This is a genomic window from Lysinibacillus sp. RS11 (assembly GCF_042019215.1).
GTDB classification, from domain to species: Bacteria; Bacillota; Bacilli; order Bacillales_A; family Planococcaceae; genus Lysinibacillus; species Lysinibacillus xylanilyticus_A.
On record NZ_CP168124.1, the window covers coordinates 974,764 to 999,938 of the forward strand.

Genomic DNA, 25,175 nt, shown 5'->3' on the forward strand with positions numbered 1-25,175 from the left:
AAGCTACGTGAGCTTTTGCGATGGCTACGTTTATAATGTTTATGGCCGTAATAATTATGACGCTTGGAAAACTTTTGATGGCTACTTGATGAATGGTGATGTTTTTTAGATGACCCGTTGAGTATGGAATGAAGGATTTTATCTAACATAAAAACGCTCCTTTTTTTGTTTTGATACTTTTATATACGTAAAATAAAAAAGAGAGGTTTCAAAATTTTTAAAATAAAATACTTTGCTGTTTGCTTTGGGTATTGTTGGAACACGCGCTTTTTGAAAACTGTATTCTTAATAGGACTAAAAACCAATTAAAAAAGAAGCTACGTAATTTACGTAGCTTCTTAGTGATGAGGCTAAACCTCCATAATAATCGGTAAAATCATAGGTCGACGTTTTGTTTTTTCAAATAGATATGGTCCTAATACGTCAGTAATTTCATTCTTTAGCTCAGTCCATTGAGGAGTTTTGCTTTGAATTGTTTCGTTTAAATGACGATTTAGCATTTTTTGTGCTTCATTAATCATCGTACCAGACTCACGCATGTAAACGAAGCCTCGTGAAATAATGTCTGGGCCGGAAACGATTTTCTGATTTTCCATATCAACACTGACAACAACAATAACTAAACCTTCTTCAGAAAGAATGCGTCGATCGCGAAGCACGATGTTGCCGATATCTCCAATACCATTTCCGTCAATATAAACGTCTCCTGAAGGGATGCGACCAGCTACATGTGCTTCGTTAGGACTTAATGCTAGCACGTCGCCATTCTCCATGACGAATGAATTTTCAAGTAGAACATCACAATCTTCTGCTAGATGAGTATGCATTTTTAGCATGCGGTACTCACCGTGAATTGGCATAAAGAATTTAGGCTTCATTAAGCGTAGCATCAATTTTTGTTCTTCCTGAGAACCATGACCAGAAGTATGGATATTATTTAGTGCACCATGAATAACTTCAGCACCTGCGCGGAAAAGTAAGTTGATAATTTTGTTTACACTTACTGTATTTCCGGGTACTGGTGAAGAAGAAAAGATAACTGTGTCACCAGGCTGAATTTGAATTTGGCGATGTGTACCATTGGCAATACGAGAAAGTGCTGCCATTGGTTCACCTTGAGAGCCTGTACATAATATCATCACTTCGTTAGCTGGAAGGCGGTTAATGCTTTGGGCATCAATAAATGTATCCTTCGGTGCATTAATATAGCCAAGTTCGCGACCAATTGTAATGGCGTTATCCATTGAACGACCAAAGACAGCGATTTTTCGTCCGTATTTTATGGCAGCGTCTGTTGCTTGTTGTAAACGGTGAATGTTTGACGCGAAAGTCGCAAAGATAATACGACTATCAACCTTACGGAAAATTTCATCGATACTTTTTCCAACTGTACGTTCTGACATTGTGAAGTTTGGCTTTTCAGCATTTGTACTATCTGAAAGTAAGCACAGTACGCCATCACGTCCGATTTCAGCCATTTTTGTTAAGTTAGCTGGCTCGCCTACTGGTGTAAAGTCAAATTTAAAGTCACCTGTATGCACGATGTTACCAGGTGGTGTTTTTACGACAATTCCGTAAGCGTCTGGAATACTATGTGTTGTTCTAAAGAAGCTAACAGACGTTTTTCTGAATTTAATAACATCCTCTTCTTTAATTTCGATAAGTTTTGTTGTACGTAACAAGCCGTGTTCGTCTAATTTATTACGCAATAAGCCGAGTGCCAGCTTACCGCCGTAGACAGGGACATTTACTTGACGTAATAAATAAGGAATACCACCAATGTGATCCTCATGTCCATGTGTAATAAATAATCCTTTAATTTTGTCGACGTTACGTACTAAATACGTATAATCTGGAATAACATAGTCAATGCCGAGTAAGTCATCTTCTGGGAATTTGATGCCGGCATCGATTAAGATAATTTCATCTTGAAATTGAACGCCGTAAGTATTTTTGCCGATTTCGCCCAGTCCGCCGAGTGCGAAAACAGCTGCTTGGTCATTTTTAACAAACTTCATGTTTGTTAAATTTCCTCCAAGATGAAGTTCGGACTTGCTTGTTCGTAAGTTAAATAGTTACCTTCAAGCAGTTGAATGAACTCGATGTTATAGTTTCGGTCTTTTAGCTTTTCACGTACTTCGCGCTCTGAAGCAGCTTCAAGATATAGACTTTTAGTGTTTTCGCGAACTGGAATTTCATTTGCATCTTCTTGATAATAAACTTTGTAAATCATAGTTTGCTCTCCTTTTATTGCGTACAATTTTATTGCACCTTTGACTAATACCACGCACGTACTACAAGAAAAAACAGCGAATTTCTAGTATACTGAGGAAGAAATAAGGCGTTTGAAGTTCTTGTATCTCAGTGTTTCAAATTTGCACTACGACAAGGCGTAATTGAATAAAACATTGAGACAGTGGTTGCACATAGCCAAATAAATGCATTTCCTTTATATTATCACGCAGTTACTCTAAAATAAAGAAAAGCCCTTCAAATAATGAAGGGCAAATGTTAGGCAATTGATTTTTTTCCGAGTATGCCGCGAAGTTGCTTCAACAATTTACGTTTTAGTTTCTTCAGCATGGCACATCACTCCTTAGGATCATTATAACGAAAAATTATGGATGTGTAAAGTTATTAACCTTTGCAGAATACATACGAAAGGGACTACTATGATGAAGAAAATTTTATTTTTTGACGTTGATGGAACGCTTTATAACAGTGAAAAAATATTGCCAACTTCTGCGAAAGAGGCGCTTTTTGAAGCTCGTCGTAAAGGGTACGAGCTTGCAATTGCAACAGGACGAGCACCTTTTATGATTCAATCCTTATTAGATGAACTAGATATTAATACGTATATTACCTTTAATGGACAATATGTCGTTTATAAAGGTGAGGTTGTCTATACAAATGGTATTAAAAAAGACGAGCTAGCCGAAATTATTGCTTTTGGAGAAGCTCGAAATGAACCGGTAGTATTTTTAGATGACAAGCAAATGATTGCATCAGTAGGAAATGATCATAAGGTGGCAGAAAGCTTAAATACGTTAAAATATCCGTATCCAAAGCTAGACTCATCTTATTATATGCAGAACAATGTCTATCAAACACTTATATTTATGGAAGAAAAAGATGAACTTTTGTATCGTGAAGCATTTCCAAACGTACAATTTGTACGCTGGCATCGCTATTCTTGTGACATTTTACCAAAGGGTGGCTCAAAGGCTGCTGGCATTGAAAAGGTGCTTGAAAGAATGGAACTTACATTGGAAGATGCTATTGCTTTCGGAGATGGCATTAATGATATAGAAATGCTTCAGGCTGTCGGTACCAGTATAGCAATGGGAAATGGACATGAGAGTGTGAAGGCTGTTGCTACTCATATAGCTGATCATGTAGATGAGGACGGTATTGCAAAAATTATGCGACAATTAAATATTATTTAACTTCTTTCAGCGTTTGTTTTAATCATCTGCTGAAATAGAGGGGCTCAGCCTAAGAACGTCTCGTCCTGTGGCGATGGCTGAGTGACTAACATCATATTGTTGTCGCTTCATTTTCGCAAGCGCAAAGCCGAACCTGGACGCAATTAGGTCAAGGCAAAATGATAGAAGAAAATAAAAAAGCAACTAGTTGGAGAAAATAACTACGACTAGTTGCTTTTTTTAATTACATAGTAAATTATTCGATGTCAATAATTTTATTCATTGTCTTTAATTAATTGGAGAGCGAAAAAGATGGATGAAAAATCGCATCGGGTTGCGAAAAGAAAATAGACCCTGCGATGTAAAATGAACCGCATGGGTGTTTTCTTTATGTACTCTTAGTCACGCTCGTATGGTTTAGAGTCTGGAATTTCTGCAAATGGATTTTTTTCATTTATGCGATCGTAAAACATGATGCCGTTTAGGTGGTCTAATTCGTGTTGGAAGGCTATAGCAGGTAAGCCTTTAAGTCTCATTTTTTTCTCTTCACCGTCGACTGTTTTAAATTTAACTGTAACACGAGCATGACGTGGTACATAGCCTGGGACATTGCGATCAACAGAAAGGCAACCCTCACCTCCTGTAAGGTATGTGTTTTCTACAGAGTGACTTACAATTTTAGGGTTTATTGCTACGAAACTTAATTGTTCGCCATTCTCATCTTTTAAATGAAGGGCAAACATTCGATGTAGACTATTTATTTGATTGGCTGCTAGTCCAATACCGCTACGTAAATCATATTTATCTGCAATTTCAGGATCTTGGCTGTTTATTAAATATTGAAGCATGTTTTCTGCAAGTTGTCTTACTTCATCATTTAGAGGGAATGTAACCTCCTCAGCTTTTGTGCGTAAAGTCGGATGACCTTCGCGAATAATATCATCCATTAAAATCATATGTGAATCTTCCTTTCAACTTTGTAGTGCTTTACTTATCAGTATACATCACGTATTAATACAATCACATGAAAAAAGACCTTATTTGAATATACTTAAAAAATTTTTCTATAGCTATTAGATTGTCTAGAACTGGGGCATTCTACTATTGGTGATCAAGTAGGAAAACCTAATAATTGTGCGCTCTGAATATATTGTTATAATACAGTTGATGTCATTTTGTGATACAGAATAAGACAGGGGTGTTAAGTTGTTATTTCAGAAAAAATCTTTATTTGTACGCGTAATATATGATTGACCGACCGTATTTTATTCAGTATACTGAGTGCAAAGAATAAGTTGTACTAGTTAAAAAGGTGATTTATTTTAATACAGTTGAAAGGGAGATGTGACAAATGAGCAAGAAAAACAACAATATTTTTGATGCTAAACAAACGCTAACTGAAATCGAAGATAAGTTTGAAATGTTTCAAATTTTGAATGAAGAAGGCGAAATTATAAATGACGGGGCAGATCCAAAATTATCTGACGAGGAGCTAGTTGAATTAATGACGCGTATGGTTTATACACGTATTTTAGACCAACGCTCTATTTCACTTAACCGTCAAGGTCGATTAGGCTTCTATGCACCAACAGCTGGCCAGGAAGCTTCACAACTCGCTTCACAATTTGCATTAGAGAAAGAAGATTGGATTTTACCAGGTTACCGTGATGTACCGCAAATCGTATGGCATGGTTTACCTTTAGATAAAGCATTTTTATTCTCACGTGGTCATTTCTTAGGGAATCAGATTCCAGAAGGCGTAAATGTATTACCTCCTCAAATCATTATCGGAGCTCAATATGTGCAAGCAGCAGGCGTAGCACTTGGTATTCAAAAACGTGGTAAAAAAGCAGTAGCTGTAACTTATACAGGTGATGGTGGTTCTTCGCAAGGGGATTTCTATGAAGGCATTAACTTTGCAGGTGCGTTTAAATCACCAGCAATCTTCATTGTACAAAATAACCAATATGCGATTTCAACACCTCGTGAATTACAAACAGCGGCGAAAACAATCGCTCAAAAAGGTGTAGCAGCAGGCTTACCAAGTATTTTAGTAGATGGAATGGATGCACTTGCAGTTTACGTAGCAACACGTGATGCACGTGAGCGCGCAGTGAATGGCGAAGGTCCAACTTTAATTGAAACACTATGCTATCGCTATGGGCCTCATACAATGGCAGGCGATGATCCAACGCGTTACCGTACATCTGATACAGATAGCGAATGGGCACAAAAAGACCCGCTTGTACGCTTCCGCAAATACCTAGAGGCGAAAGGTCTATGGGATGAGAAAAAAGAAGAGGCTGTAATTGAGCGTGCAAAAGAAGAAATTAAAGAGGCGATCAAAAAAGCCGATGCAGCTCCAAAACAAAAAGTTACAGAGTTAATGGAAAATATGTATAAAGGCGAAATGCCATCTAATTTAAAAGAACAGTATGAAATCTACAAAGAGAAGGAGTCGAAATAACCTATGGCACAAATGACGATGATTCAAGCAATTACAGATGCACTTCGCACGGAATTAAAGAATGATGAAAACGTTCTTGTATTCGGGGAAGATGTAGGTGTCAACGGTGGGGTATTCCGCGCAACTGAAGGCCTACAAAAAGAATTTGGTGTTGACCGTGTATTCGATACACCATTAGCAGAGTCAGGTATTGGTGGCTTAGCAGTCGGTCTTTCTCTAGAAGGTTTCCGCCCAGTTCCTGAAATTCAGTTCTTTGGTTTCGTTTTTGAAGTAATGGATTCAATTAGTGGTCAATTAGCACGTATGAGCTATCGTAGCGGTGGCGTTTATAATGCACCAGTGACAATCCGTTCTCCATTTGGTGGTGGCGTGCATACACCAGAAATGCACTCTGATAGCTTAGAGAGCTTAATGACAGCACAACCAGGTTTAACGGTTGTTGTACCTTCAACACCATACGATGCTAAAGGTTTACTGATCTCATCTATTCGAAATGATAATCCAGTTATTTTCTTAGAGCATTTAAAATTATACCGTTCATTCCGTGAAGAGGTACCTGAGGAAGCATACGAAATTCCACTAGGTAAAGCGGATGTAAAACGTGAAGGTAAAGATTTAACAATTATTGCTTATGGTTTAATGGTTCATGAAAGCTTAAAGGCTGCAGAAGAGCTAGAAAAAGAAGGTCACTCTGTTGAAGTTATTGATTTACGTACAATTCAACCGATTGATATTGAAACAATTATTGCATCAGTTGAAAAAACAGGTCGTGCAATCGTTGTACAAGAAGCTCAAAAGCAAGCAGGTATTGCTGCAAATGTAGTGGCTGAAATTACAGAGCGTGCAATTTTAAGCTTAGAAGCACCTGTACTTCGTGTGGCTGCACCAGATACTGTGTACCCATTCCCACAAGCTGAAGGTGTTTGGTTACCGAACTATAAAGATGTAATGGCAACAGCAAAAAAAGTTTTAACATTCTAATGTAGCTTCTTACATGTAGCTCTTAAAACAGTAAATAGAAAGGATGGGTACACATGGCATTTGAATTTAGATTACCGGATATTGGCGAGGGTATTCACGAAGGCGAAATCGTGAAATGGTTCGTTAAAGCTGGAGATACAGTAAAAGAAGACGATATTCTTTGTGAAGTACAAAACGATAAAGCAGTAGTAGAAATACCTTCTCCAGTTGAAGGAACAGTAGAGGAAGTTTTAGTAGGAGAAGGTACTGTAGCCGTTGTTGGTGATGTCTTAATCCGCTTTGATGCACCTGGCTATGAAGACTTAAAGCTAAAAGGCGATGACCATGCTGAAGCGAAAACAGAAGCTCAAGTTCAAGCAACAGCTGAGTCAGGCCAAGCAGTAGCAAAGGCACCTGTCGAGGAAGAAAAAGCTCCAGAAAAAACGGCAGTAAAGACTGAAGATGTAGTTGTAGATACAAAACGTATCATTGCAATGCCTTCAGTACGTAAATTTGCACGAGACAATGATGTCAATATTCGTGAAGTTAAAGGTACAGGTAAAAATGGCCGTATTTTAAAACTAGATATTGAGAACTTCCTAAACGGTGGAGGCGCTGTAGAGGCTGAAGCAGCACCTGTTGCTAACGAAGAAGCTGTTCAACAAGAAACAACTACACAAGCAGCACCAGTTGTTCTTGAGGGAGAATTCCCAGAAACACGTGAGAAAATGTCTGGTATTCGAAAAGCGATTGCAAAAGCAATGGTTCACTCGAAACAAACAGCACCACATGTTACACTAATGGATGAAGTCGATGTAACTGCTCTTGTAGCACATCGCAAAAAATTCAAAGATATCGCTGCTGAGAAGGGTGTCAAATTAACGTACTTACCATACGTAGTTAAAGCGCTTATTTCAACTTTGCGCGAATTCCCAGAATTTAACCGCTCATTAGATGATGCAACACAAGAAATTATTCAGAAGCATTACTACAATGTTGGTATTGCAGCAGATACAGAAAAAGGCTTACTAGTACCTGTTATTAAGCATGCAGATCGTAAATCTGTGTTTGCAGTATCTAATGAAATTAATGAGTTAGCGACTAAAGCACGTGAAGGCAAGCTTGCACCACATGAAATGAAGGGTGCATCGATGTCAATTACGAATATCGGCTCTGCAGGGGGACAATGGTTTACTCCGGTAATTAATCACCCTGAAGTAGCGATTTTAGGTATTGGTCGAATTTCAGAAAAACCTGTAATAAAAAATGGTGAAATTGTAGCCGCACCTGTGTTAGCATTATCATTGAGCTTTGATCATCGTATGATTGATGGAGCCACTGCGCAAAATGCTTTAAATCACTTAAAGCGTTTGTTAAGTGAACCAGAATTATTATTAATGGAGGCGTAACAAAAATGGTAGTAGGAGATTTTCCAATCGAAACAGATACTCTTGTCATTGGTTCAGGTCCTGGAGGATATGTAGCAGCAATTCGTGCAGCTCAAACTGGCCAAAAAGTAACAATCGTTGAAAAAAATGTACTTGGTGGTGTGTGCTTAAACGTAGGTTGTATCCCATCAAAAGCATTAATTTCAGTAGGTCACCGTTTTGAGCATGCTAAACATTCAGATGACATGGGTATCATCGCTTCTGACGTGAAATTAGACTTCTCAAAAGCACAAGCATTTAAAGACAGCGTTGTTAAAAAATTAACTGGCGGTGTTGAAGGCTTACTTAAAGGTAATAAAGTTGAAATTGTACAAGGTGAAGCTTATTTCGTTGATGCTCATTCAGTGCGTATCATCAATGGTGAATCTGCTCAAACTTACACATTTAACAATGTAATTATCGCAACAGGTTCTCGCCCAGTTGAAATTCCAACATTTAAATTCTCTAATCGCGTACTAAATTCTACTGGCGCACTTTCTTTACAAGAAGTACCAGGTAAATTAGTAGTTATAGGTGGAGGTTATATTGGTACAGAGTTAGGTTCAGCTTATGCTAATCTTGGCTCACAAGTAACAATTATCGAAGGTGGAAAAGATATCTTAGCTGGCTTCGAAAAACAAATGACACAAATCGTGAAAAAAGGCCTTAAAAAGAAAGGCGTTGAAATGGAAGTAAACGCATCTGCAAAAGGCGTTGAAGAAACAGAAAACGGCGTAGTAGTAACTTATGAAGTTGGCGGAGAAGAGAAAAAAGTTGAAGCTGACTATGTATTAGTGACTGTAGGTCGTCGTCCAAATACAGATGAAATGGGCCTTGCTGAAATCGGTGTTGAATTCGGTGAACGTGGTCTAATCAATGTTGACAAACAATGTCGTACAAATATTCCAAACATCTATGCAATTGGTGATATTGTAGCAGGTCCTCAGCTTGCTCATAAAGCATCTTATGAAGGTAAAGTTGCTGCTGAAGCAATCGCTGGTGAAAAATCAATCGTTGATTATTTAGCTATTCCAGCTGTATGCTTCACAGATCCAGAAATGGCAACAGTTGGTTATAATGAAGACGAAGCAAAAGCTGAAGGCATTGAATACACTGCAGCGAAATTCCCATTCGCAGCTAATGGTCGTGCACTTGCATTAAACCAAACAGAAGGTTTCGTAAAGCTTGTTGCTCGTAAAGAAGATGGCTTATTAATCGGTGCTCAAATCGTAGGTGCTGGTGCATCTGATATGATCGCTGAAATGGGCTTAGCGATTGAAGGCGGTATGACTGCTGAAGATATCGCATTAACAATCCATGCTCACCCAACTTTAGGTGAAATTACAATGGAAGCCGCTGAAGTATTACTTGGCAACCCAATCCATATTGTAGCAAAAAAATAATAAAGTTTATGAAAACGGCTATAAAGCATTGCTTTGTAGCCGTTTTTTTGTATATTACTTGTAATTTTGATAAAGTAATTATATCGAATGAATATTTCGAAAAATATTATTTGATTAGGAATCTATTAAATGCTGGATAGACTTAGTGAAGGTGTCAGATAGAACTTGTGAAGTGCCAAATAGATCTCTGACTGACTGTTAGATGTCCGAAAATGATAACGATGTTTATGAAAAAAGAGAAGTTGAACAAAAAAACTGAGGTGATATCAATGGAACTAGGCTTAAAGGGGAAAGTGGCAGTTATTACAGGTTCAAGTAAGGGAATAGGTTATTATACAGCGATGCAGCTTGTGAAAGAGGGGGCTAAGGTTGTACTTTGTGCCCGTGGTGAAAAACAGCTACAAGTGGCTGCTGGCTGTATTAAAAACGAAACAGGCGAGGACGTATTAATTGTACCGACTGATATTACAAAGGAAAAAGATTGTAAGTACTTAATTGAACGAGCAGTAGAGCATTTTGGTCGCCTTGATATTCTTATTAATAATGCAGGTACAGCTTCAGCTAATCCTTTTGAAGCGGTTAGTAGTGAGCTATGGCAAGCTGATTTAGATTTAAAAGTGTTTGGTGCTGTCAATTGTTCAAAATATGCTGTACCCCATATACGGAACGTTGGCGGAGGTGCAATTGTTAATGTGACTGCGGTAATGGCTAAAACACCACCAGCAAGCTCGTTGCCCACTACTGTAAGTCGTGCAGCAGGGCTTGCGTTAACGAAAGCTATGAGCAAAGACTTAGGAAAAGACAATATACGTGTGAATTCCGTTTGTATTGGGCTTATTCGAAGTGATCAAATAGAGAAAAAATGGAAAGAACATGAACCAGAGCTTTCGTGGGAGGATTATTCTCGTAAAGTTGGTCAAACAATTCCACTTGGACGTGTAGGAGATACTCAAGAAGCGGCAAATGTCATTACATTTTTAGTATCAGATGCTGCTAGCTATGTGACTGGCACTTCTGTCAATATTGATGGTGGTTCAGGACATGCATTATAAAAGTTAATTAAAATAGTAATATTCTTTGAGAAAAGGCATATTAAGGGCTCATCACCAAAAGTTGTGGATGACATTTGTTAAAACGTATGTCTTTTATCTTAGAAGACTCCCACCTCTGAAGGTAGTGAGATAAATACGGATGTGGTCCCCTGTCAATAGGTTCCATACCCCTTACTGAATGAAGATAAAGCCTCCGGCGGATGTCACAGATTTTCAAAGGAATGAATTTAAGGATGTTAGCCTAAAATCTTCGCATCCTGCGAAAACGACTAACAGACCTGCATCGGTGCTGCTGTCGCTATGCTTTCGCGCAAAAAACATCTGTTGCTGCCGCTACGTTAACACTACGCTTTCGCACAAAAAAACATCTGTTGCTGCCGCTACGTTAACACTACGCTTTCGCACAAAAAACATTTGCAGGCCTGGGCACAATTCAAAATCCGGACGCAATTACGCCAAGGCGAAATTGATATGGGTTGATTGGAGTGGAGACTGGGCGACTCCCTGGGGATCAAACGAAGGCTAAAATCATCACTTCCTGTGATAACGCCTTCGTGACCAACATCGTGCTGCTGCCGCTACGTTAGCACTACGCTTTCGCGCAGATAAAACCCTTTTGCTGCTGCCGCTTCGCTTTCGCGCAAAAAACATCGTGCTGCTGCCGCTGCGTTAGCACTACGCTTTCGCACAGATAAAACCCTTTTGCTGCTGCCGCTTCGCTTTCGCGCAAAAAACATCGTGCTGCTGCCGCTGCGTTAGCACTACGCTTTCGCACAGATAAAACCCTTTTGCTGCTGTCGCTTCGCTTTCGCGCAAAAAACATCGTGCTGCTGCCGCTGCATTTGCACTATGCTTTCGCACAGAAAACATTTGTTGCCCCAAGCGGCTCATTGGACGCCCCCAGGAAGCTTTGCTTTGTGCGAAAGCGAAGCGTCAGCGACGAAGCGCCCAGTCGGAACGGAAATCAACTACACGTTATGATGATGAGCCATATTTAGTGTGTTTCTATAGACAACCTATTGATCGTTTGAATAAAAAGAAGATCGCTTAAAGTGTTTTTGAGCTATCTTCTTTTTTTATTTTATCCTAAAATTATAATAGACAGAAAATTCCTGCAGATGTAGAATGAACGTAATAGGGGGTGAAATGTGGCGAAATGTTGAACGGAAATTTTGCTGCGATATTACAGAGAGTTGTTCGTATTATTGTTCAGATTGGAATACTTAATATTTATTATTACATTGGCGAAGGTATTGTGTCTTTATTACATGTACCTCTTCCTGGAAGTATAATTGGATTACTATTATTAGCACTTTCACTCATTTTTAAAATAATTAAAGTAGAATACATTCAAAATGGAGCAGGCTTTTTAATTGGCGTATTAACATTGTTTTTCATCCCTGCAACAGTGGGAGTGATTGACTATCCTGAACTTTTGTCAACGACAGGCCTGTTAATCATTTTAGCTGTTATAGCTAGCACATTAATCTCTATTTATATTACAGGATTACTTACCCAAATGATTGAGAAAAAGGAGCAGACTAAAAAAGAAACAGAGGTTATTGAAGAGGATGGAGAGGGGGAATTAACTATTGATTGAAATGATTGTTGTGATCGGCACAATTGTGTTGTTCTTGTTATTTACAAAACTTTATCAGCGTTTTCCACATCCTTTATTGATTCCACTAGTGACGACAACTATTGTCAGTGTCATCATTTTATTAGTCTTTAATGTTCCATATTCTACTTATATGGAGGGAGGCAAGTGGCTTCAAAAAATGCTAGGCCCAGCAGTTGTTGCACTTGCGTATCCTCTTTATAATCAGCGTGCGATTATTATAAAGTATAAGTATTCTATTTTGTCAGGTATTTTTATCGCCATGATTACGGGCTTAGTGACAATATTTATTATGTTGAAATGGATCGGTGTCAACGATAGCTGGATGCTGACAGCCTTGCCGAAATCATTAACGACACCGGTTGGTATGCAGGTGAGTGAAACAATTGGCGGCATTCCACCATTAACAGCTGTGTTTGTAATGCTGGCAGGATTTGTAGGTGCTATTATCGGACCATTAGTCATTAAATACGGCAATATTGACTCAGCTGTTAGCAGAGGGGTTGCAGTAGGTAGTGCTTCGCATGGCGTTGGACTTGTTAAATTAAGAGAATACGGAGAGCAAGAATTATCAGTAGGCTCGTTATCTATGGGCTTATCAGCAATTATTGGCGCATTTCTATGCCCGTTATTTGTATATTTATTTATGTAAAAAAATGACAAAAATGAATGTATACAAACTAATAATCGTTCTTTTTCGTTGAAAGGAACTAATCGTTGCGAATTTGCAAATAATAGCTTTTAGAGTAATGTTTAATAACCGATTTGCAAGCACAAAGCGGATTCCGGACGCAATTATCATAAAACAATCGGGGATTTTTTGTGGTATTATTGGTGGATTATTTTTCCTGTGTTAGCCATGTTCTATAGTTTATGGTAGTTTTTTTGTTAAGAAAAGCTACCCCATTTAGAGGTAGCTTAGTATTTAAAAGATCGGTTTGCGTTCTTTTATGACGCGAATCGTTTTTAATGTTGTATCTTCTGGTCCTTGAACAGGTAAACCGGCTTCAATATTCATTTGAATATAACGAATATTTTCTTGGGTAATTATTTCCCCGGGAATAAAAATCGGAATACCAGGAGGATATACCATTATGAATTCTGCACAAATGCAATTATCCGCCTCTGCAAGAGGAACAACTTCAGTATCCGCATAAAATGCATCACGTGGTGACATGGCAAGTGCTGGGATATCCGGAACATTAACAACTGCTTCCGTAATAGCAGCTTCTGAATCAAATGTTTTAGACATACGACTAAGGGCATTAATTAGAAGATTAATTTCCTTTTTCGTATCAGCTAATGTTACTAAACATAAAATATTATATAGATCAGATAATTCTACTTCGATATTAGCATTATGACGAAGCCATTCTTCGGCTTGATGACCAGAAATGCCCAAATCCTTAACACTAATCAATAGTTTTAACGGATCCATATCATAAGTTGCAGATGAGTTTAATTTTTCTTTACCAGCACATTTTAAATGCGCAATTTGGTTAATACGTTTACGAGCATCCTTAGCCAAACGAAGTGCATCATCGATTAAATCATAGCCATGAATTGCTAGCTGACGTCGAGCTGTATCAAGCGAAGCAAGTAGTGGATAAGATGTCGATGTTGTTGTTAGCATTGAGAAAACAGCTTGTACACGTTTTGCAGAGACAAGGCCTTCACGAACATTTAGAACTGATGTTTGTGTCATGGAACCACCAAGCTTATGTACGCTTGTAGCTGCCATATCGGCACCTGCCTCCATCGCTGAATAAGGAAGCTCATCATGGAATTTAATGTGTACACCATGGGCCTCATCAACAACTACTGGGATATTACGGCTATGAACTATTTCGACAATACGCTTTAAATCAGCTGTGAAGCCATAATACGTTGGGTTGATGACAAGGACTGCTTTTGTATCCGGATAAGCAATTAAAGCCTTTTCGACAGCTTCAGGCGTTATTCCATGAGAAATACCATACTCGCTATCTACTTCAGGATGAATAAAAATCGGGATTGCACCAGCGAAAACAATCGCTGACATAATTGATTTATGAACATTCCGTGGCACTAGAATCTTATCACCTGGACCGACGACGGTCAGAATCATCGTCATAATGGCGCCACTAGTACCTTGAACGGAAAAGAATGTATGATCAGCACCAAAGGCTTCGGCAGCAAGTGCTTGTGCTTCCTTAATTGCACCTTTTGGTGAATGTAAATCGTCTAGTGGAGCAATATTAATTAAATCAATTGATAAAACGTTGTCGCCGACGAATTCACGGAAAGCAGGATCCATACCTTGCCCTTTCTTATGGCCTGGAATATGGAACTGAATTGGATGTCTGTTCCGATGTTTTAGTAATACGTCGAACAATGGAGTCTCTAATTGTGACAACGCAGGTACCACCTCACTTTATAATATCTAAGAAAACAAATGAATTATAGCACCTAATGACACGAAAGAATAGACTTTACATAAAAAAATAAAAGGATTTTTTGATGATTTCGAGAAGTTAGTATTGTACGAAAGGGGAGGTACTATGAATTGGAATACACGTGTAACGGAACTTTTAAATGTTAAATACCCAATTATTCAAGGGGGATTAGCCTATTTAGCATATGCTGATTTAGCAGCAGCGGTGTCGAATGCTGGAGGGCTGGGACAAATAACAGCAATGAGTTTACGAGATCCTGACTTATTGCGCGCAGAGATTCATAAAGTACGTACATTAACAGATAAACCATTTGGTGTAAACTTTGCAATTGGTATGTATGGCACTGGTTATGAGGATATGGTGCGTGTTGCGGTGGAAGAAAAGGTACCGGTTGTTACGATGACTGGAGGTAATCCTGCACCTATTTTTGATATATTGGCAGGAACGGATATTAAGAAATTAGTACTTGTAGCTGCACGTAGGCAAGCTCAGAAGGCAGAACAACTTGGGGCAGATGCTGTGATGGTAGTTGGCCAAGAGGGTGGTGGCCATCTTGGTCGTGATGATGTAGGAACAATGGTGCTTGTGCCACAAGTTGTTGACAGTGTGAAAATTCCTGTTATTGCTTCTGGAGGGATAGGTGATGGGCGAGGATGGATGGCAGCACATGCACTAGGAGCCGAGGGAATTGAAATGGGTACACGTTTTATTGCAACTAAGGAATGTATCGATGCATCAGAGGCTTATAAAGAGGCATTACTTGCAAGTTCGGAAGCAGATACCACAATTATTAAGCGTTCTATTGGGGCTCCAGCAAGAGCGTTACGCAATGGTTTTACCGAAAAGATTTTAGAAATTGAACAAATGACACCAACGTATGAGGCGTTGAAAAATTATATTAGTGGCACTGCCAATAAACGATTTATTTATAATGGTGAGAAAGATGAAGGGTTTGGTTGGGCTGGACAAGTTACAGGGATGATTCATGATATTCCAACAGTTGAGGAGCTAATCACTCGAATGGTTGCAGAAGCAGAAAGTATCCGGGTAAAATGGATTCAGTAACATAAAGGTGGTTATGTCTAATGGAATATTCTTATCCATTTTCAATCGATTGGTCGACCGAGGAAATTGTCGATGTTGTTCAATTTTTTGAAGGGATTGAACAAGCTTATGATAAAGGCATTAAGCGTGAAGTAATGATGGCGAAATATCGTCGTTTTAAAGAAATTGTTCCTTCACAAGCTGGGGAAAAATCAATTTTTCGTGAATTTGAAGAGGCAAGTGGTTATGTCAGTTACCCTGTTATTAAACAAACGAAAGAAGCAGCTGATGGTACGATTATTAAAGTTGTACCAAAGCAACGCCGTTAAAAAATGTGGATGTGAGTATTTCTCACGTCCACATTTTTTTATCTTATGGTTTAACGTGTTAAAAATAAGTACTGTGCATACACTACATACAATTAACGTTATGGTGATGAAGCACAACACTTCAACTTTCTTCAACTTTATTTTCCAACAATGATGTTATAAATAGGGAGTAAGCTATTGAAAGTTTCTTCTGTAATTTGATAAAGTTCACTAGCTGACAGTTGGATGGCTTGTTCTCTTGGAATATGTCGGCCGACTAAAAACTCACCTTTTTTAACATCACGCAAACGAATAAGCAATTCATCTAGCTTGTCTTCCTTTGCGGCTTGCATGGAGATGGCTGTTGGAGACATATGATCCCCAGAAACAATAAAATCATTAGGAAGCTGTTGAAGCAATGCTTTATTGGCAATTAAACGTTCTGCCATCACATTTTTTTGAGGAGCTTCATAAATAATAGCTAAGACGATGAATAAATGCGTGCTCCAAAGACCAATCTGAAAGTGAGGTAATGATTTATAACCTCTTTTGTAAGGAGCAAAGGCAACCCAGCTGTCGTTTGGGGGATTTACTGTTCTTCGTGCATGCTTCGCAACATGAGGATAAAATTCTTCTCCAAGATGACTTGAAAAGAAGGAAGAAAAATCCTCTCCAAGCAGTTGGAATTTTGGTCGTACAGATGAAATTAACGCATCCATTCTCTGGTCTAATCCATCTATTTGAAAAACATTGAAGTCTTTATTAGTCCATTTAATTTTCGGCAATTTTATTTAACTCCTTTCGATTTATAAGGTTTATTTTATTAGAAAATTGGGAAAAAATCTTATAACAAGAACTTTATCAAAATTGATAAGTTTTTGTAAAAAAAAATTTAAAAAAGGATGTGATTTTTATGAAACCAATCGTAAAAATTATACGTAAAGTTGACATTGAAAAGCAATATGAATACATTCTACAATTAGAATTAGATTATGAATTGGCCTCTTTATTCTCTGCAATGAATGAAAAAAATGAGATTGAAATTGACAAAAGTAAAAAACGTCTAGCTGAAATTCAACTGGAACTTGAAAGTTTGCACGCCTATGCGTAATAAAACTTTCATACCAATTTGAAAAATCACTTGCTGAATATTCCGACAGCAGGTGATTTTTATTGTTATAAAGGTTAAAATAGACAATATATCATAATGGAAAGAAAAGATTATGTGCTGTGTTTAACATCATCATGAGGAATGAGAACCTTTAGCACATCTTTAAATGAAGATAAGTTGCAAGTATTTTTAAGAAGGGCTAGAAGCATAGTGCCTATTCGAAGGGTGGGTTTTTATGGATTTACAACAAATTGATCAATTTGCGAAAAGTATTATATTTGAAGCAGGGAGCCGGATTCGAGATGCCTTTTCATACAATTTAGTGATCGAGACCAAATCAAGCGCTAATGACCTTGTTACAAATATTGACCGTGAAACAGAATTATTTTTTATCGAAAAGATACGCGCTTTTGATCCAACCCATAAAATTTTAGGGGAAGAAGGCATGGGAGAAAAAGTAGAGTCGTTAGAAGGTGTTGTATGGATTATTGATCCAATAGATGGCACGATGAATTTTGTTAAACAACATCGGCATTTTATGATTTCTATTGGTATTTTTATTAATGGGGTGGGCAAGCTAGGTTACATATTTGATGTAATGCGTGAAGACTTATTTTATGCAATTGCAGGCGAAGGGGCATGGTACAATGACTCGCCATTACGTAAATTGCAATCAGTCAAAATGGAGGAATCGGTCATTGGTATAAACGCACACTGGGTAGCACCAAATCGACATATTCACAATGAAAAAGTCATTGAAATGGTTCGGAAAGTACGTGGTACACGGTCGTATGGTTCAGCTGCAATGGAAATAGCGTTTGTTGTTAGTGGTAAACTAGATGCTTATGTATCTATGCGACTGTCGCCATGGGATATTGCTGGAGGTACCATTATTGCTAAGGAAGTTGGGGCTATCGCCACTAATTTACATGGGGAGAGCTTTGATTTCCTACATCAGGATACTTTCATCATTGCCAATCCTTCTATTCACAAAGAGCTATTAGAAAAATATATTGTGCCTTATGAATAAAAAAGGAGCCGTCTAATTTTAGACAGGCTCCTACTTACTTATTAAAGTAATCCTTGCTCACGCAGTTTACGTTTCAATTTAAAGGCTGTCATAAAAATGACACAAGTAGCCACAATGCCTGCTATTATACCAAAACCACTACCAGCTGCTACAGAATAGCCAATAGAACACATTGCTAAAACAGCTGCTAATGCGAAAATGCCCATTACGAATTTTGCACGATTCATAGCCGAGCCTCCTATATGAAAAATTTGTAATTTAAATATATTTTTTTAGAATGATGTAAATTCTAATAAGGACATTTCTATCCTTCTTGTGCTATAATATCACAGTTAAACATTCGAAAAAAGAATATGGAGTGGAATAATGACAAACTTACGTCAAGATCTTCGCAATATCGCAATTATCGCACACGTTGACCATGGTAAAACTACTTTAGTCGACCAATTATTAAAACAATCAGGTACATTCCGTTCAAACGAACGTGTTGAAGAACGTGCAATGGACTCTAACGATATTGAACGCGAACGTGGTATTACGATTTTAGCTAAAAATACAGCAGTAAACTATGAAGGAACTCGTATCAACATCCTTGATACGCCTGGACACGCTGACTTCGGTGGTGAGGTAGAACGTATTTTAAAAATGGTAGATGGCGTTGTACTAGTTGTCGATGCGTATGAGGGTTGTATGCCACAAACACGTTTTGTGTTGAAAAAAGCATTAGAACAACGTTTAACACCAATCGTTGTTGTTAATAAAGTAGACAAAGATTCAGCTCGTCCACTAGAAGTAGTAGATGAAGTACTTGAATTATTCATTGAACTAGGTGCAGATGAAGATCAATTAGAATTCCCTGTTGTCTATGCTTCAGGTGTAAATGGTACAGCTTCTTTAGACGCTGATCCAGCTAAGCAAGAAGCGGATATGGAATGTCTATTTAAGAAAATTATCGAAGCTATCCCAGCACCAATTGATAACTCAGAAGAGCCATTACAATTCCAAGTAGCTTTACTTGACTATAATGACTTCGTTGGACGTATCGGTATTGGTCGCGTATTCCGCGGAACAATTTCTGTAGGTCAACAAGTATCTCTTATGAAGTTAGACGGAACAGTGAAAAACTTCCGTGTAACAAAAATCTTTGGTTTCTTCGGCTTAAAACGTGAAGAAGTTGAGACAGCAAAAGCTGGTGACTTAATCGCCGTTTCAGGTATGGAAGACATCAACGTTGGTGAAACAGTTTGCCCTGTTGAACACCCAGAAGCGCTAACGCCATTACGTATTGATGAGCCAACTTTACAAATGACTTTCTTAGTAAACAATTCTCCATTCGCAGGTCGTGAAGGGAAATGGGTTACTTCTCGTAAAGTAGAAGAGCGTTTACGTGCTCAATTACAAACAGACGTATCTTTACGTGTTGAAGATACTGATTCTCCAGATGCTTGGACAGTTTCAGGTCGTGGGGAGCTTCACTTATCTATCCTTATCGAAAACATGCGTCGTGAAGGCTACGAATTACAAGTGTCAAAACCACAAGTAATCGTGCGTGAAATCGACGGCGTGAAATGTGAACCTTTCGAACGCGTTCAAATCGATGTGCCTGAAGAAAATGTTGGTTCAATTATTGAATCAATTGGTACACGTAAAGGTGAAATGCTTGATATGGTGAACAACGGCAGTGGTCAAGTTCGTTTAACGTTCTTAGTACCAGCTCGTGGATTAATCGGTTATACAACTGAATTCATGTCAATGACAAAAGGTTTCGGTATTATCAACCATACGTTCGATTGCTATCAACCATTATTACCAGGAAAAATTGGTGGCCGTCACCAAGGTGTACTAGTTTCAATGGAAACTGGTAAATCAACAACTTATGGTATGATGCAAATTGAAGACCGTGGTACACTGTTCTTGGAGCCAGGTACAGATATTTACGAAGGTATGATCGTTGGAGAAAATACTCGTGACGCTGATATCACTGTAAACATCACAAAAATGAAACAAAAAACAAACATCCGTTCAGCAAATAAAGACCAAACGAATGTTATTAAAAAGCCACGTATTTTATCACTAGAAGAAGCGCTTGAATACTTAGGTGATGACGAGTACTTAGAAATCACACCAGAATCTATTCGCCTTCGTAAACAAATTCTAGATAAAAACGAACGTGAGAAAGCAGCGAAAAAATTACGTAACGCAGAACAATAATTTTCCGCTGACATGAAAGGAAGAGGAGTCTTGGATATAAAGTCCGCTTTATTGGGTGAACTGAATTTTATTCAAGTTGCTGCACAGACAAATGTAGAGGAAACAGCAAATGCCTATGAAAAAATGGCAGGGATTACGCGTTTTTTATATGAAAACTTACCTAGCTATGAAATGGCAGGTTATGTTCTGTTTGCTCTAGTGTTTTTGCTCTCTGCACTTGTTTATAAACTAGGCTTTGCAAAGAAATTAAAACTATCACAAAATATAGTTATTTACATTTTCCTGTTTTTAGGGTGTATTATGTTAACATTTTTTGCATTATATCTTCCAATGGTAGAAGGGCTCATTGTAGCGGCGTTAATTTTGATTGTATATAAAACACGTATGTGGCGTGAAAAAAGAGAAGAGCAACAAGCTGCCAATCAATGAGAGTAGCTTGGCTCCTATACCGTGAAACTTGTATTGAGTTTTTAAGTAATAAAACAGCCTTAGCATTAATTTGCTAAGGCTGTTTTATTTGGTATCGTAAAAAATTTTATCGTTTTAAGCCATCTACATATAAACGATTGGCTACGGAACCCATTTTCAATCGATTGTGTCTCTCAAACCTAAATTGATAGGCACCGAAATCTTCTGATATGAATAAGTTAATGTTGATAGGCTTATTTTCATCAATCGAGGAGGAAATGGAATGCGTTGGCTTAAAAAAGGTTTATTATTTAGTGTTATTGCTTTGTTACTCCTTTCTTTGACAGCGTGTAATAAAACGGAGCTTGAAAAGGTCAAAGTTGGAGAAGTGACGCGCTCGATTTTCTATGCGCCGCAGTATGTAGCACTTGAAAAAGGTTTCTTCGAGGATGAGGGGCTTTCTGTTGAGTTACAAACGATTGCAGGTGGCGATAAGACAATGACGGCGTTACTGTCTGATGGCATTGATATTGCCTTAGTTGGATCGGAAACTTCTATTTATGTGACACTTCAAGGCGCCAATGATCCAATACAAAATTTTGCACAGCTAACTCAAACAGATGGTACATTTTTAGTTGCGCGTGAAAAAATGGATAATTTTTCATGGAGTCAATTGAAAGGCACTACATTTTTAGGGCAACGTAAGGGTGGAATGCCCCAAATGGCGGGTGAGTTTGTACTGAAAAAACATGGCATCAATCCTACAAACGATTTAACACTCATTCAAAACATCGATTTTGCTAATATTTCTACGGCCTTTGCTTCTGGAACAGGGGACTTTGTACAACTATTTGAACCAACAGCGAGTATCTTTGAGAAAGAGGGTAAAGGCTATATTGTTGCTTCATTTGGAACTGAATCCGGTCATATACCTTACACATCGTTTATGTCCAAAAGTAGTTATTTGAAGGATGAAGCGAAAACAGTTCAAGGTTTTACAAACGCATTGAAACGAGCGCAGGATTTTGTACAGAAAGAGAGTGCTGCAGAAGTAGCGAAAATCATTCAGCCATATTTTGAAAATGTGGATGTTGCTTTAATTGAAACAGTAGTGGAGCGTTATAAGTCTCAAGGCTCTTATGCAACGGATCCCATTCTAGATAAGGAGGAATGGGATAACTTGCAAACAATTATGGAGGAAGCAGGTGAACTTCCTCAACGGGTAGATTATGAAAAGCTTGTGAATACAACTTTTGCTAAAAAGGCTGCTGAGTAATATGGGATTTTTAAAACTAGAACATATTCACCATAGCTATTTTTCCAATACTCAGGCAAAGGAAGTTTTACGTAATATCAATTTAGAAATTAGTGAAGGTGAATTTGTATCTTTTATAGGGCCGAGTGGATGTGGGAAAACAACTTTATTATCAATTATTGCGGGTTTATTTCCGTCTACTGAAGGCAATGTATACATTGATGGAGAGGAAATTTCAGCACAAAATCAGTCTCTGATTGGCTACATGCTTCAACAAGATTATTTGTTTCCTTGGAAAACTATCGAGGAAAATGTCACAATTGGCTTGAAAATTATGGAGCGGAGCAATAAAACACATAAAGTGACCGCCAATGCACTGTTGCGAGAAGTAGGTTTACCACATGTAGGGAGCAATTTTCCCCGAGAGTTATCAGGGGGTATGCGTCAGCGTGTAGCACTTGCGAGGACATTGGCAGTAAATCCTAAAATCTTACTGCTAGATGAACCGTTTTCGGCACTTGATTATCAGTCAAAATTAAAGCTTGAGGACTTAGTTGTTGAAACCTTAAAGGCCTATCAAAAAACAGCGATTCTTGTGACACATGATATTGGTGAAGCCATCGCCATGAGTGAACGAGTTTTTCTTTTTTCAGCTAATCCAGGTTCATTGCATAGAGTTTTTGAAATACCTGAAGTATTACGCAAGCTATCTCCGTTTGATGTGAGACAGCATCCGGCATATTCAGATGTATTCCAAACTATTTGGAAGGAGCTGGAGAGCCTTGGATAATACATTATTTAAACAGTATCAGCAAATGTTGAAAAAGGAAAAACGCTTTGTTCGATTATATCAATTTATCATCTTACTCGTTTTTTTTGGAGGGTGGGAGCTTCTTTCTAGATTTGGATGGATTGATCGTTTAATTTTTAGTTCACCAACATATGTATGGCAAACGTTTATAGAAAAAGTAAGTGATGGTTCGTTAACGTTGCATGTTGGTGTCACGCTAATGGAAACAGTTATTGGTTTTATTGCGGGTACCTTACTAGGGACATTAATAGCCAGCGTTTTGTGGTGGTCACCTTTGCTGTCAAAGGTACTCGATCCATATTTAGTTATTTTAAATGCGATGCCGAAAGTTGCGCTAGGACCAATATTAATTGTTGCCCTTGGCCCAGGCTATTTTTCGATTATCGCAATGGGTGCTTTAATTTCGATTATTATTACGACGATTGTTGTTTACACGGCCTTTAAAGGGGTAGATCCAAACTATAGCAAAGTATTACAAACTTTTGGAGCAACTAAATGGCAAATATTTAGAGAAGTGATTCTGCCTGCCTCCTTCCCAACAATTATTTCTACTTTAAAAGTAAACGTAGGATTATCTTGGGTAGGGGTTATTGTTGGTGAATTTTTAGTGTCCTCAAAAGGTCTTGGTTATTTAATTATTTATGGCTTTCAAGTATTTAACTTTAATCTCGTGCTTATGTCACTGCTCATCATCGCCTTTTTTGCGACGATTATGTATCAGGTTGTGGAATTGATTGAGAAGGCGATTATAAAAAAATAATGGTTAATAATCGAAATAAAATAGTATGCTAGAAGAAATCTGGCATACTATTTTTTATGATATAAAGACATTTTAGGCGATAGAATAAAATGTCGTACAGTTTGTTTCTACATAATATGAACAATGACTTCAATCAACCCCTCGTTTTGCCGAAGAGCATATCTTATTTTATAGGACATTTTAATTTCATTGACACAATAGCTTTTCAACAGCATAAAGGAGGTGGCTCAAATAATGGGTCACCTCCTTTAGTAGCTGTTAAAACTCTTTATCCATTTGTGGTGAAGTACGATAAAAACGGAAATTCCCGGTTTCAACGCGTGCAATGGTATTTTCTTTAATACGATCATGGCACGTATCACACATATACGTATGAATTGGTCGATTGCGTAATTTTTTTGCTAACGGTAAACTATCATCTAAATTGTTAATTGTATCGCAAATGACACACTTTACGCGCATTGCATTCCCTCCTACTCGGCACGAATAGCTAATACATTTTTGATAGGGTTGTCTACATTTGAACCGTCTCTAAATAATACATGGACAGGGCCATCTTCTAGTAAAGGCTTCCCATCTTGGCTGTATTGCAAAATTAATGTATGAGCTTCTTCAATTGTAAATGGACACTCTTTGCCACCTTCGCATTCAATGACGATTGTTGTCGCTTCTGGTTTAATTTCAGCGTTTTTCAAGAAGTGACTTAATTCGATACCGAAAGTACCTGTTTCCATCCCTTTACGGTCAAATTTTCGTTCGGATTTTAATGTTGGTGGGAAAGTTGCCCCTTCCATAATTTCACGTGACCAGTGCGCACCGACTTCACGCATATATTTTATATCCATATCTTCTTCCACTTTTTGTGAGGTGAAGTACGTTTTTAAATCTAATTTACGATCATCGAAAATCCAAACAGTGGGATCTAACGTTAGTTGAAATGAAACTGCGCCCTTGATAGGAATTATTGTTTCCATTATAGAAATCCTCCTCAAATCTTGTATATCCATGAAATAGTATAACGCTAATGACTAGATATAATAAAGAAATATAATTTGATTTCTCTATTTTCCAATGAAGACACTTGCAATTTTAACGACTAAAAGATAAACTTTATTAAGATAGAATCGAAGAAATATCAGATAATGGGGGCGTCCTCATGGATACGAAATCACAAACTTCTTTTCAGGAGAAGGCTTTGGAGCTTTTAGTTGCTGATGCAGATAAAATCGCTCGCCTCATTCGAGTACAAATGGATCATTTAACAATGCCACAATGCCCTTTATATGAAGAAGTATTAGATACACAAATGTTCGGCCTTTCACGTGAAATTGACTTTGCTGTGAAGCTTGGACTCATTGAACGCGAAAAAGGCAAAGAGATTCTCGATTCACTCGAGAAAGAACTGTCTGTACTGCACGACGCGTATACAGACAAATAAAAAGAAAAAACT

General features: G+C 38.0%; 28 protein-coding genes. 19 read left to right on the top strand and 9 right to left on the bottom strand.

Annotation, left to right across the window (positions count from 1 at the left end; genetic code table 11):
* Nucleotides 1–350: 350 nt before the first annotated feature.
* The gene (gene rnjA, locus AB9L17_RS04720; RefSeq protein ID WP_068983312.1) at nucleotides 351–2,018 is read right to left on the bottom strand and encodes a ribonuclease J1; all 1,668 of its coding nucleotides are present in this window, start codon (nucleotides 2,016–2,018) and stop codon (nucleotides 351–353) included.
* A 5-nt stretch (nucleotides 2,019–2,023) separates the two neighbouring features.
* Nucleotides 2,024–2,233: a DNA-dependent RNA polymerase subunit epsilon gene (locus AB9L17_RS04725; protein ID WP_068983311.1), complete on the bottom strand. Its 210-nt coding sequence runs from the start codon at nucleotides 2,231–2,233 to the stop codon at nucleotides 2,024–2,026.
* A 442-nt stretch (nucleotides 2,234–2,675) separates the two neighbouring features.
* Here AB9L17_RS04725 and AB9L17_RS04730 point away from each other — a divergent pair, with 442 nt between their 5' ends.
* Nucleotides 2,676–3,446: a Cof-type HAD-IIB family hydrolase gene (locus AB9L17_RS04730; protein WP_068983310.1), complete on the top strand. Its 771-nt coding sequence runs from the start codon at nucleotides 2,676–2,678 to the stop codon at nucleotides 3,444–3,446.
* 377 nt (nucleotides 3,447–3,823) lie between these two features.
* Here the strand turns inward: AB9L17_RS04730 and def are convergent, their stop codons facing one another.
* Complete coding sequence (def, locus tag AB9L17_RS04735; RefSeq protein WP_068983309.1) at nucleotides 3,824–4,381, bottom strand: peptide deformylase; 558 nt, start codon at nucleotides 4,379–4,381, stop codon at nucleotides 3,824–3,826.
* Between the two features lie 395 nt (nucleotides 4,382–4,776).
* Between def and pdhA the strand changes: the two genes are divergently transcribed.
* The 5 genes from pdhA to AB9L17_RS04760 all read left to right on the top strand — a co-directional run bounded on the left by pdhA (nucleotide 4,777) and on the right by AB9L17_RS04760 (nucleotide 10,734).
* Nucleotides 4,777–5,892, top strand: coding sequence for a pyruvate dehydrogenase (acetyl-transferring) E1 component subunit alpha (pdhA, locus tag AB9L17_RS04740; protein ID WP_068983308.1), 1,116 nt, complete (start codon nucleotides 4,777–4,779; stop codon nucleotides 5,890–5,892).
* 3 nt (nucleotides 5,893–5,895) lie between these two features.
* Nucleotides 5,896–6,873, top strand: coding sequence for an alpha-ketoacid dehydrogenase subunit beta (locus AB9L17_RS04745; protein WP_068983307.1), 978 nt, complete (start codon nucleotides 5,896–5,898; stop codon nucleotides 6,871–6,873).
* Between the two features lie 53 nt (nucleotides 6,874–6,926).
* On the top strand, nucleotides 6,927–8,261 hold the full coding sequence (locus tag AB9L17_RS04750) for a dihydrolipoamide acetyltransferase family protein (RefSeq protein WP_068983306.1): 1,335 nt from the start codon (nucleotides 6,927–6,929) through the stop codon (nucleotides 8,259–8,261).
* A 5-nt stretch (nucleotides 8,262–8,266) separates the two neighbouring features.
* Nucleotides 8,267–9,682, top strand: coding sequence for a dihydrolipoyl dehydrogenase (gene lpdA, locus AB9L17_RS04755; RefSeq protein WP_068983305.1), 1,416 nt, complete (start codon nucleotides 8,267–8,269; stop codon nucleotides 9,680–9,682).
* Between the two features lie 269 nt (nucleotides 9,683–9,951).
* Nucleotides 9,952–10,734: an SDR family NAD(P)-dependent oxidoreductase gene (locus AB9L17_RS04760; RefSeq protein ID WP_068983304.1), complete on the top strand. Its 783-nt coding sequence runs from the start codon at nucleotides 9,952–9,954 to the stop codon at nucleotides 10,732–10,734.
* A gap of 675 nt (nucleotides 10,735–11,409) precedes the next feature.
* On the opposite strand, the gene AB9L17_RS04765 is transcribed toward AB9L17_RS04760, so the two are convergent.
* On the bottom strand, nucleotides 11,410–11,625 hold the full coding sequence (locus AB9L17_RS04765; RefSeq protein WP_068983303.1) for a hypothetical protein: 216 nt from the start codon (nucleotides 11,623–11,625) through the stop codon (nucleotides 11,410–11,412).
* Between the two features lie 19 nt (nucleotides 11,626–11,644).
* Between AB9L17_RS04765 and AB9L17_RS04770 the strand changes: the two genes are divergently transcribed.
* The 3 genes from AB9L17_RS04770 to AB9L17_RS04780 all read left to right on the top strand — a co-directional run bounded on the left by AB9L17_RS04770 (nucleotide 11,645) and on the right by AB9L17_RS04780 (nucleotide 13,004).
* Nucleotides 11,645–11,785 (top strand): hypothetical protein, encoded by a 141-nt coding sequence (locus AB9L17_RS04770; protein ID WP_223552800.1) that lies wholly within the window; start codon nucleotides 11,645–11,647, stop codon nucleotides 11,783–11,785.
* 105 nt (nucleotides 11,786–11,890) lie between these two features.
* Entirely contained in the window at nucleotides 11,891–12,334 is a 444-nt protein-coding gene (locus AB9L17_RS04775; protein WP_068983302.1) for a CidA/LrgA family protein, read from the top strand.
* 1 nt (nucleotide 12,335) lies between these two features.
* Nucleotides 12,336–13,004 carry an LrgB family protein gene (locus AB9L17_RS04780; protein WP_068983504.1) on the top strand — a complete coding sequence of 223 codons (669 nt, stop codon included), beginning with the start codon at nucleotides 12,336–12,338 and terminating at the stop codon, nucleotides 13,002–13,004.
* Between the two features lie 273 nt (nucleotides 13,005–13,277).
* On the opposite strand, the gene AB9L17_RS04785 is transcribed toward AB9L17_RS04780, so the two are convergent.
* Nucleotides 13,278–14,747 (bottom strand): aminotransferase class I/II-fold pyridoxal phosphate-dependent enzyme, encoded by a 1,470-nt coding sequence (locus AB9L17_RS04785; protein ID WP_068983301.1) that lies wholly within the window; start codon nucleotides 14,745–14,747, stop codon nucleotides 13,278–13,280.
* Nucleotides 14,748–14,892: 145 nt separating this feature from the next.
* On the opposite strand from AB9L17_RS04785, the gene AB9L17_RS04790 reads away from it, so the two are divergent.
* Nucleotides 14,893–15,852 carry an NAD(P)H-dependent flavin oxidoreductase gene (locus AB9L17_RS04790; RefSeq protein ID WP_068983300.1) on the top strand — a complete coding sequence of 320 codons (960 nt, stop codon included), beginning with the start codon at nucleotides 14,893–14,895 and terminating at the stop codon, nucleotides 15,850–15,852.
* A gap of 20 nt (nucleotides 15,853–15,872) precedes the next feature.
* A complete protein-coding gene (locus AB9L17_RS04795) occupies nucleotides 15,873–16,160 on the top strand; it encodes a UPF0223 family protein (RefSeq protein ID WP_068983299.1) in 288 nt (95 codons plus the stop codon).
* A 137-nt stretch (nucleotides 16,161–16,297) separates the two neighbouring features.
* Here the strand turns inward: AB9L17_RS04795 and AB9L17_RS04800 are convergent, their stop codons facing one another.
* Nucleotides 16,298–16,924, bottom strand: coding sequence for a YktB family protein (locus AB9L17_RS04800; RefSeq protein WP_068983298.1), 627 nt, complete (start codon nucleotides 16,922–16,924; stop codon nucleotides 16,298–16,300).
* A gap of 128 nt (nucleotides 16,925–17,052) precedes the next feature.
* Here AB9L17_RS04800 and AB9L17_RS04805 point away from each other — a divergent pair, with 128 nt between their 5' ends.
* On the top strand, nucleotides 17,053–17,250 hold the full coding sequence (locus AB9L17_RS04805; protein ID WP_068983297.1) for a hypothetical protein: 198 nt from the start codon (nucleotides 17,053–17,055) through the stop codon (nucleotides 17,248–17,250).
* Nucleotides 17,251–17,485: 235 nt separating this feature from the next.
* Nucleotides 17,486–18,280: an inositol monophosphatase family protein gene (locus AB9L17_RS04810; protein WP_068983296.1), complete on the top strand. Its 795-nt coding sequence runs from the start codon at nucleotides 17,486–17,488 to the stop codon at nucleotides 18,278–18,280.
* A gap of 41 nt (nucleotides 18,281–18,321) precedes the next feature.
* On the opposite strand, the gene AB9L17_RS04815 is transcribed toward AB9L17_RS04810, so the two are convergent.
* Entirely contained in the window at nucleotides 18,322–18,507 is a 186-nt protein-coding gene (locus AB9L17_RS04815; RefSeq protein ID WP_068983295.1) for a DUF5325 family protein, read from the bottom strand.
* A 139-nt stretch (nucleotides 18,508–18,646) separates the two neighbouring features.
* Here AB9L17_RS04815 and typA point away from each other — a divergent pair, with 139 nt between their 5' ends.
* The 5 genes from typA to AB9L17_RS04840 all read left to right on the top strand — a co-directional run bounded on the left by typA (nucleotide 18,647) and on the right by AB9L17_RS04840 (nucleotide 23,725).
* The gene (typA, locus tag AB9L17_RS04820) at nucleotides 18,647–20,491 is read left to right on the top strand and encodes a translational GTPase TypA (protein ID WP_068983294.1); all 1,845 of its coding nucleotides are present in this window, start codon (nucleotides 18,647–18,649) and stop codon (nucleotides 20,489–20,491) included.
* 30 nt (nucleotides 20,492–20,521) lie between these two features.
* Nucleotides 20,522–20,920 carry a YlaH-like family protein gene (locus AB9L17_RS04825; protein WP_083226895.1) on the top strand — a complete coding sequence of 133 codons (399 nt, stop codon included), beginning with the start codon at nucleotides 20,522–20,524 and terminating at the stop codon, nucleotides 20,918–20,920.
* 262 nt (nucleotides 20,921–21,182) lie between these two features.
* Complete coding sequence (locus AB9L17_RS04830) at nucleotides 21,183–22,175, top strand: ABC transporter substrate-binding protein (RefSeq protein WP_068983292.1); 993 nt, start codon at nucleotides 21,183–21,185, stop codon at nucleotides 22,173–22,175.
* A 1-nt stretch (nucleotide 22,176) separates the two neighbouring features.
* Entirely contained in the window at nucleotides 22,177–22,944 is a 768-nt protein-coding gene (locus AB9L17_RS04835; protein WP_068983291.1) for an ABC transporter ATP-binding protein, read from the top strand.
* Nucleotides 22,937–23,725, top strand: coding sequence for an ABC transporter permease (locus AB9L17_RS04840; RefSeq protein ID WP_083226894.1), 789 nt, complete (start codon nucleotides 22,937–22,939; stop codon nucleotides 23,723–23,725). The genes AB9L17_RS04835 and AB9L17_RS04840 overlap by 8 nt, the downstream gene beginning before the upstream one ends.
* 258 nt (nucleotides 23,726–23,983) lie before the next feature.
* Here the strand turns inward: AB9L17_RS04840 and AB9L17_RS04845 are convergent, their stop codons facing one another.
* On the bottom strand, nucleotides 23,984–24,187 hold the full coding sequence (locus tag AB9L17_RS04845) for a YlaI family protein (protein ID WP_068983289.1): 204 nt from the start codon (nucleotides 24,185–24,187) through the stop codon (nucleotides 23,984–23,986).
* Between the two features lie 11 nt (nucleotides 24,188–24,198).
* Nucleotides 24,199–24,699 (bottom strand): hypothetical protein, encoded by a 501-nt coding sequence (locus tag AB9L17_RS04850; RefSeq protein WP_068983288.1) that lies wholly within the window; start codon nucleotides 24,697–24,699, stop codon nucleotides 24,199–24,201.
* A gap of 182 nt (nucleotides 24,700–24,881) precedes the next feature.
* Between AB9L17_RS04850 and AB9L17_RS04855 the strand changes: the two genes are divergently transcribed.
* Nucleotides 24,882–25,163 (top strand): YlaN family protein, encoded by a 282-nt coding sequence (locus tag AB9L17_RS04855; protein WP_004224778.1) that lies wholly within the window; start codon nucleotides 24,882–24,884, stop codon nucleotides 25,161–25,163.
* The last annotated feature ends 12 nt before the right edge of the window (nucleotides 25,164–25,175 follow it).

What these genes read in the sequence shown, in the direction of transcription:
- AB9L17_RS04835 (WP_068983291.1), top strand. Translation starts at nt 22,177, where the DNA reads ATGGGATTTTTAAAACTAGAACATATTCACCATAGCTATTTTTCCAAT.
- typA (WP_068983294.1), top strand. Translation starts at nt 18,647, where the DNA reads ATGACAAACTTACGTCAAGATCTTCGCAATATCGCAATTATCGCACAC.
- AB9L17_RS04730 (WP_068983310.1), top strand. Translation starts at nt 2,676, where the DNA reads ATGAAGAAAATTTTATTTTTTGACGTTGATGGAACGCTTTATAACAGT.
- AB9L17_RS04855 (WP_004224778.1), top strand. Translation starts at nt 24,882, where the DNA reads ATGGATACGAAATCACAAACTTCTTTTCAGGAGAAGGCTTTGGAGCTT.
- AB9L17_RS04765 (WP_068983303.1), bottom strand. Translation starts at nt 11,625, where the DNA reads ATGAGCCGCTTGGGGCAACAAATGTTTTCTGTGCGAAAGCATAGTGCA.
- AB9L17_RS04810 (WP_068983296.1), top strand. Translation starts at nt 17,486, where the DNA reads ATGGATTTACAACAAATTGATCAATTTGCGAAAAGTATTATATTTGAA.
- pdhA (WP_068983308.1), top strand. Translation starts at nt 4,777, where the DNA reads ATGAGCAAGAAAAACAACAATATTTTTGATGCTAAACAAACGCTAACT.
- AB9L17_RS04790 (WP_068983300.1), top strand. Translation starts at nt 14,893, where the DNA reads ATGAATTGGAATACACGTGTAACGGAACTTTTAAATGTTAAATACCCA.
- AB9L17_RS04795 (WP_068983299.1), top strand. Translation starts at nt 15,873, where the DNA reads ATGGAATATTCTTATCCATTTTCAATCGATTGGTCGACCGAGGAAATT.
- AB9L17_RS04750 (WP_068983306.1), top strand. Translation starts at nt 6,927, where the DNA reads ATGGCATTTGAATTTAGATTACCGGATATTGGCGAGGGTATTCACGAA.
- def (WP_068983309.1), bottom strand. Translation starts at nt 4,381, where the DNA reads ATGATTTTAATGGATGATATTATTCGCGAAGGTCATCCGACTTTACGC.
- AB9L17_RS04830 (WP_068983292.1), top strand. Translation starts at nt 21,183, where the DNA reads ATGCGTTGGCTTAAAAAAGGTTTATTATTTAGTGTTATTGCTTTGTTA.
- AB9L17_RS04760 (WP_068983304.1), top strand. Translation starts at nt 9,952, where the DNA reads ATGGAACTAGGCTTAAAGGGGAAAGTGGCAGTTATTACAGGTTCAAGT.
- rnjA (WP_068983312.1), bottom strand. Translation starts at nt 2,018, where the DNA reads ATGAAGTTTGTTAAAAATGACCAAGCAGCTGTTTTCGCACTCGGCGGA.
- AB9L17_RS04725 (WP_068983311.1), bottom strand. Translation starts at nt 2,233, where the DNA reads ATGATTTACAAAGTTTATTATCAAGAAGATGCAAATGAAATTCCAGTT.
- AB9L17_RS04780 (WP_068983504.1), top strand. Translation starts at nt 12,336, where the DNA reads ATGATTGTTGTGATCGGCACAATTGTGTTGTTCTTGTTATTTACAAAA.
- AB9L17_RS04805 (WP_068983297.1), top strand. Translation starts at nt 17,053, where the DNA reads ATGAAACCAATCGTAAAAATTATACGTAAAGTTGACATTGAAAAGCAA.
- AB9L17_RS04815 (WP_068983295.1), bottom strand. Translation starts at nt 18,507, where the DNA reads ATGAATCGTGCAAAATTCGTAATGGGCATTTTCGCATTAGCAGCTGTT.
- AB9L17_RS04845 (WP_068983289.1), bottom strand. Translation starts at nt 24,187, where the DNA reads ATGCGCGTAAAGTGTGTCATTTGCGATACAATTAACAATTTAGATGAT.
- AB9L17_RS04850 (WP_068983288.1), bottom strand. Translation starts at nt 24,699, where the DNA reads ATGGAAACAATAATTCCTATCAAGGGCGCAGTTTCATTTCAACTAACG.
- lpdA (WP_068983305.1), top strand. Translation starts at nt 8,267, where the DNA reads ATGGTAGTAGGAGATTTTCCAATCGAAACAGATACTCTTGTCATTGGT.
- AB9L17_RS04745 (WP_068983307.1), top strand. Translation starts at nt 5,896, where the DNA reads ATGGCACAAATGACGATGATTCAAGCAATTACAGATGCACTTCGCACG.
- AB9L17_RS04775 (WP_068983302.1), top strand. Translation starts at nt 11,891, where the DNA reads ATGTTGAACGGAAATTTTGCTGCGATATTACAGAGAGTTGTTCGTATT.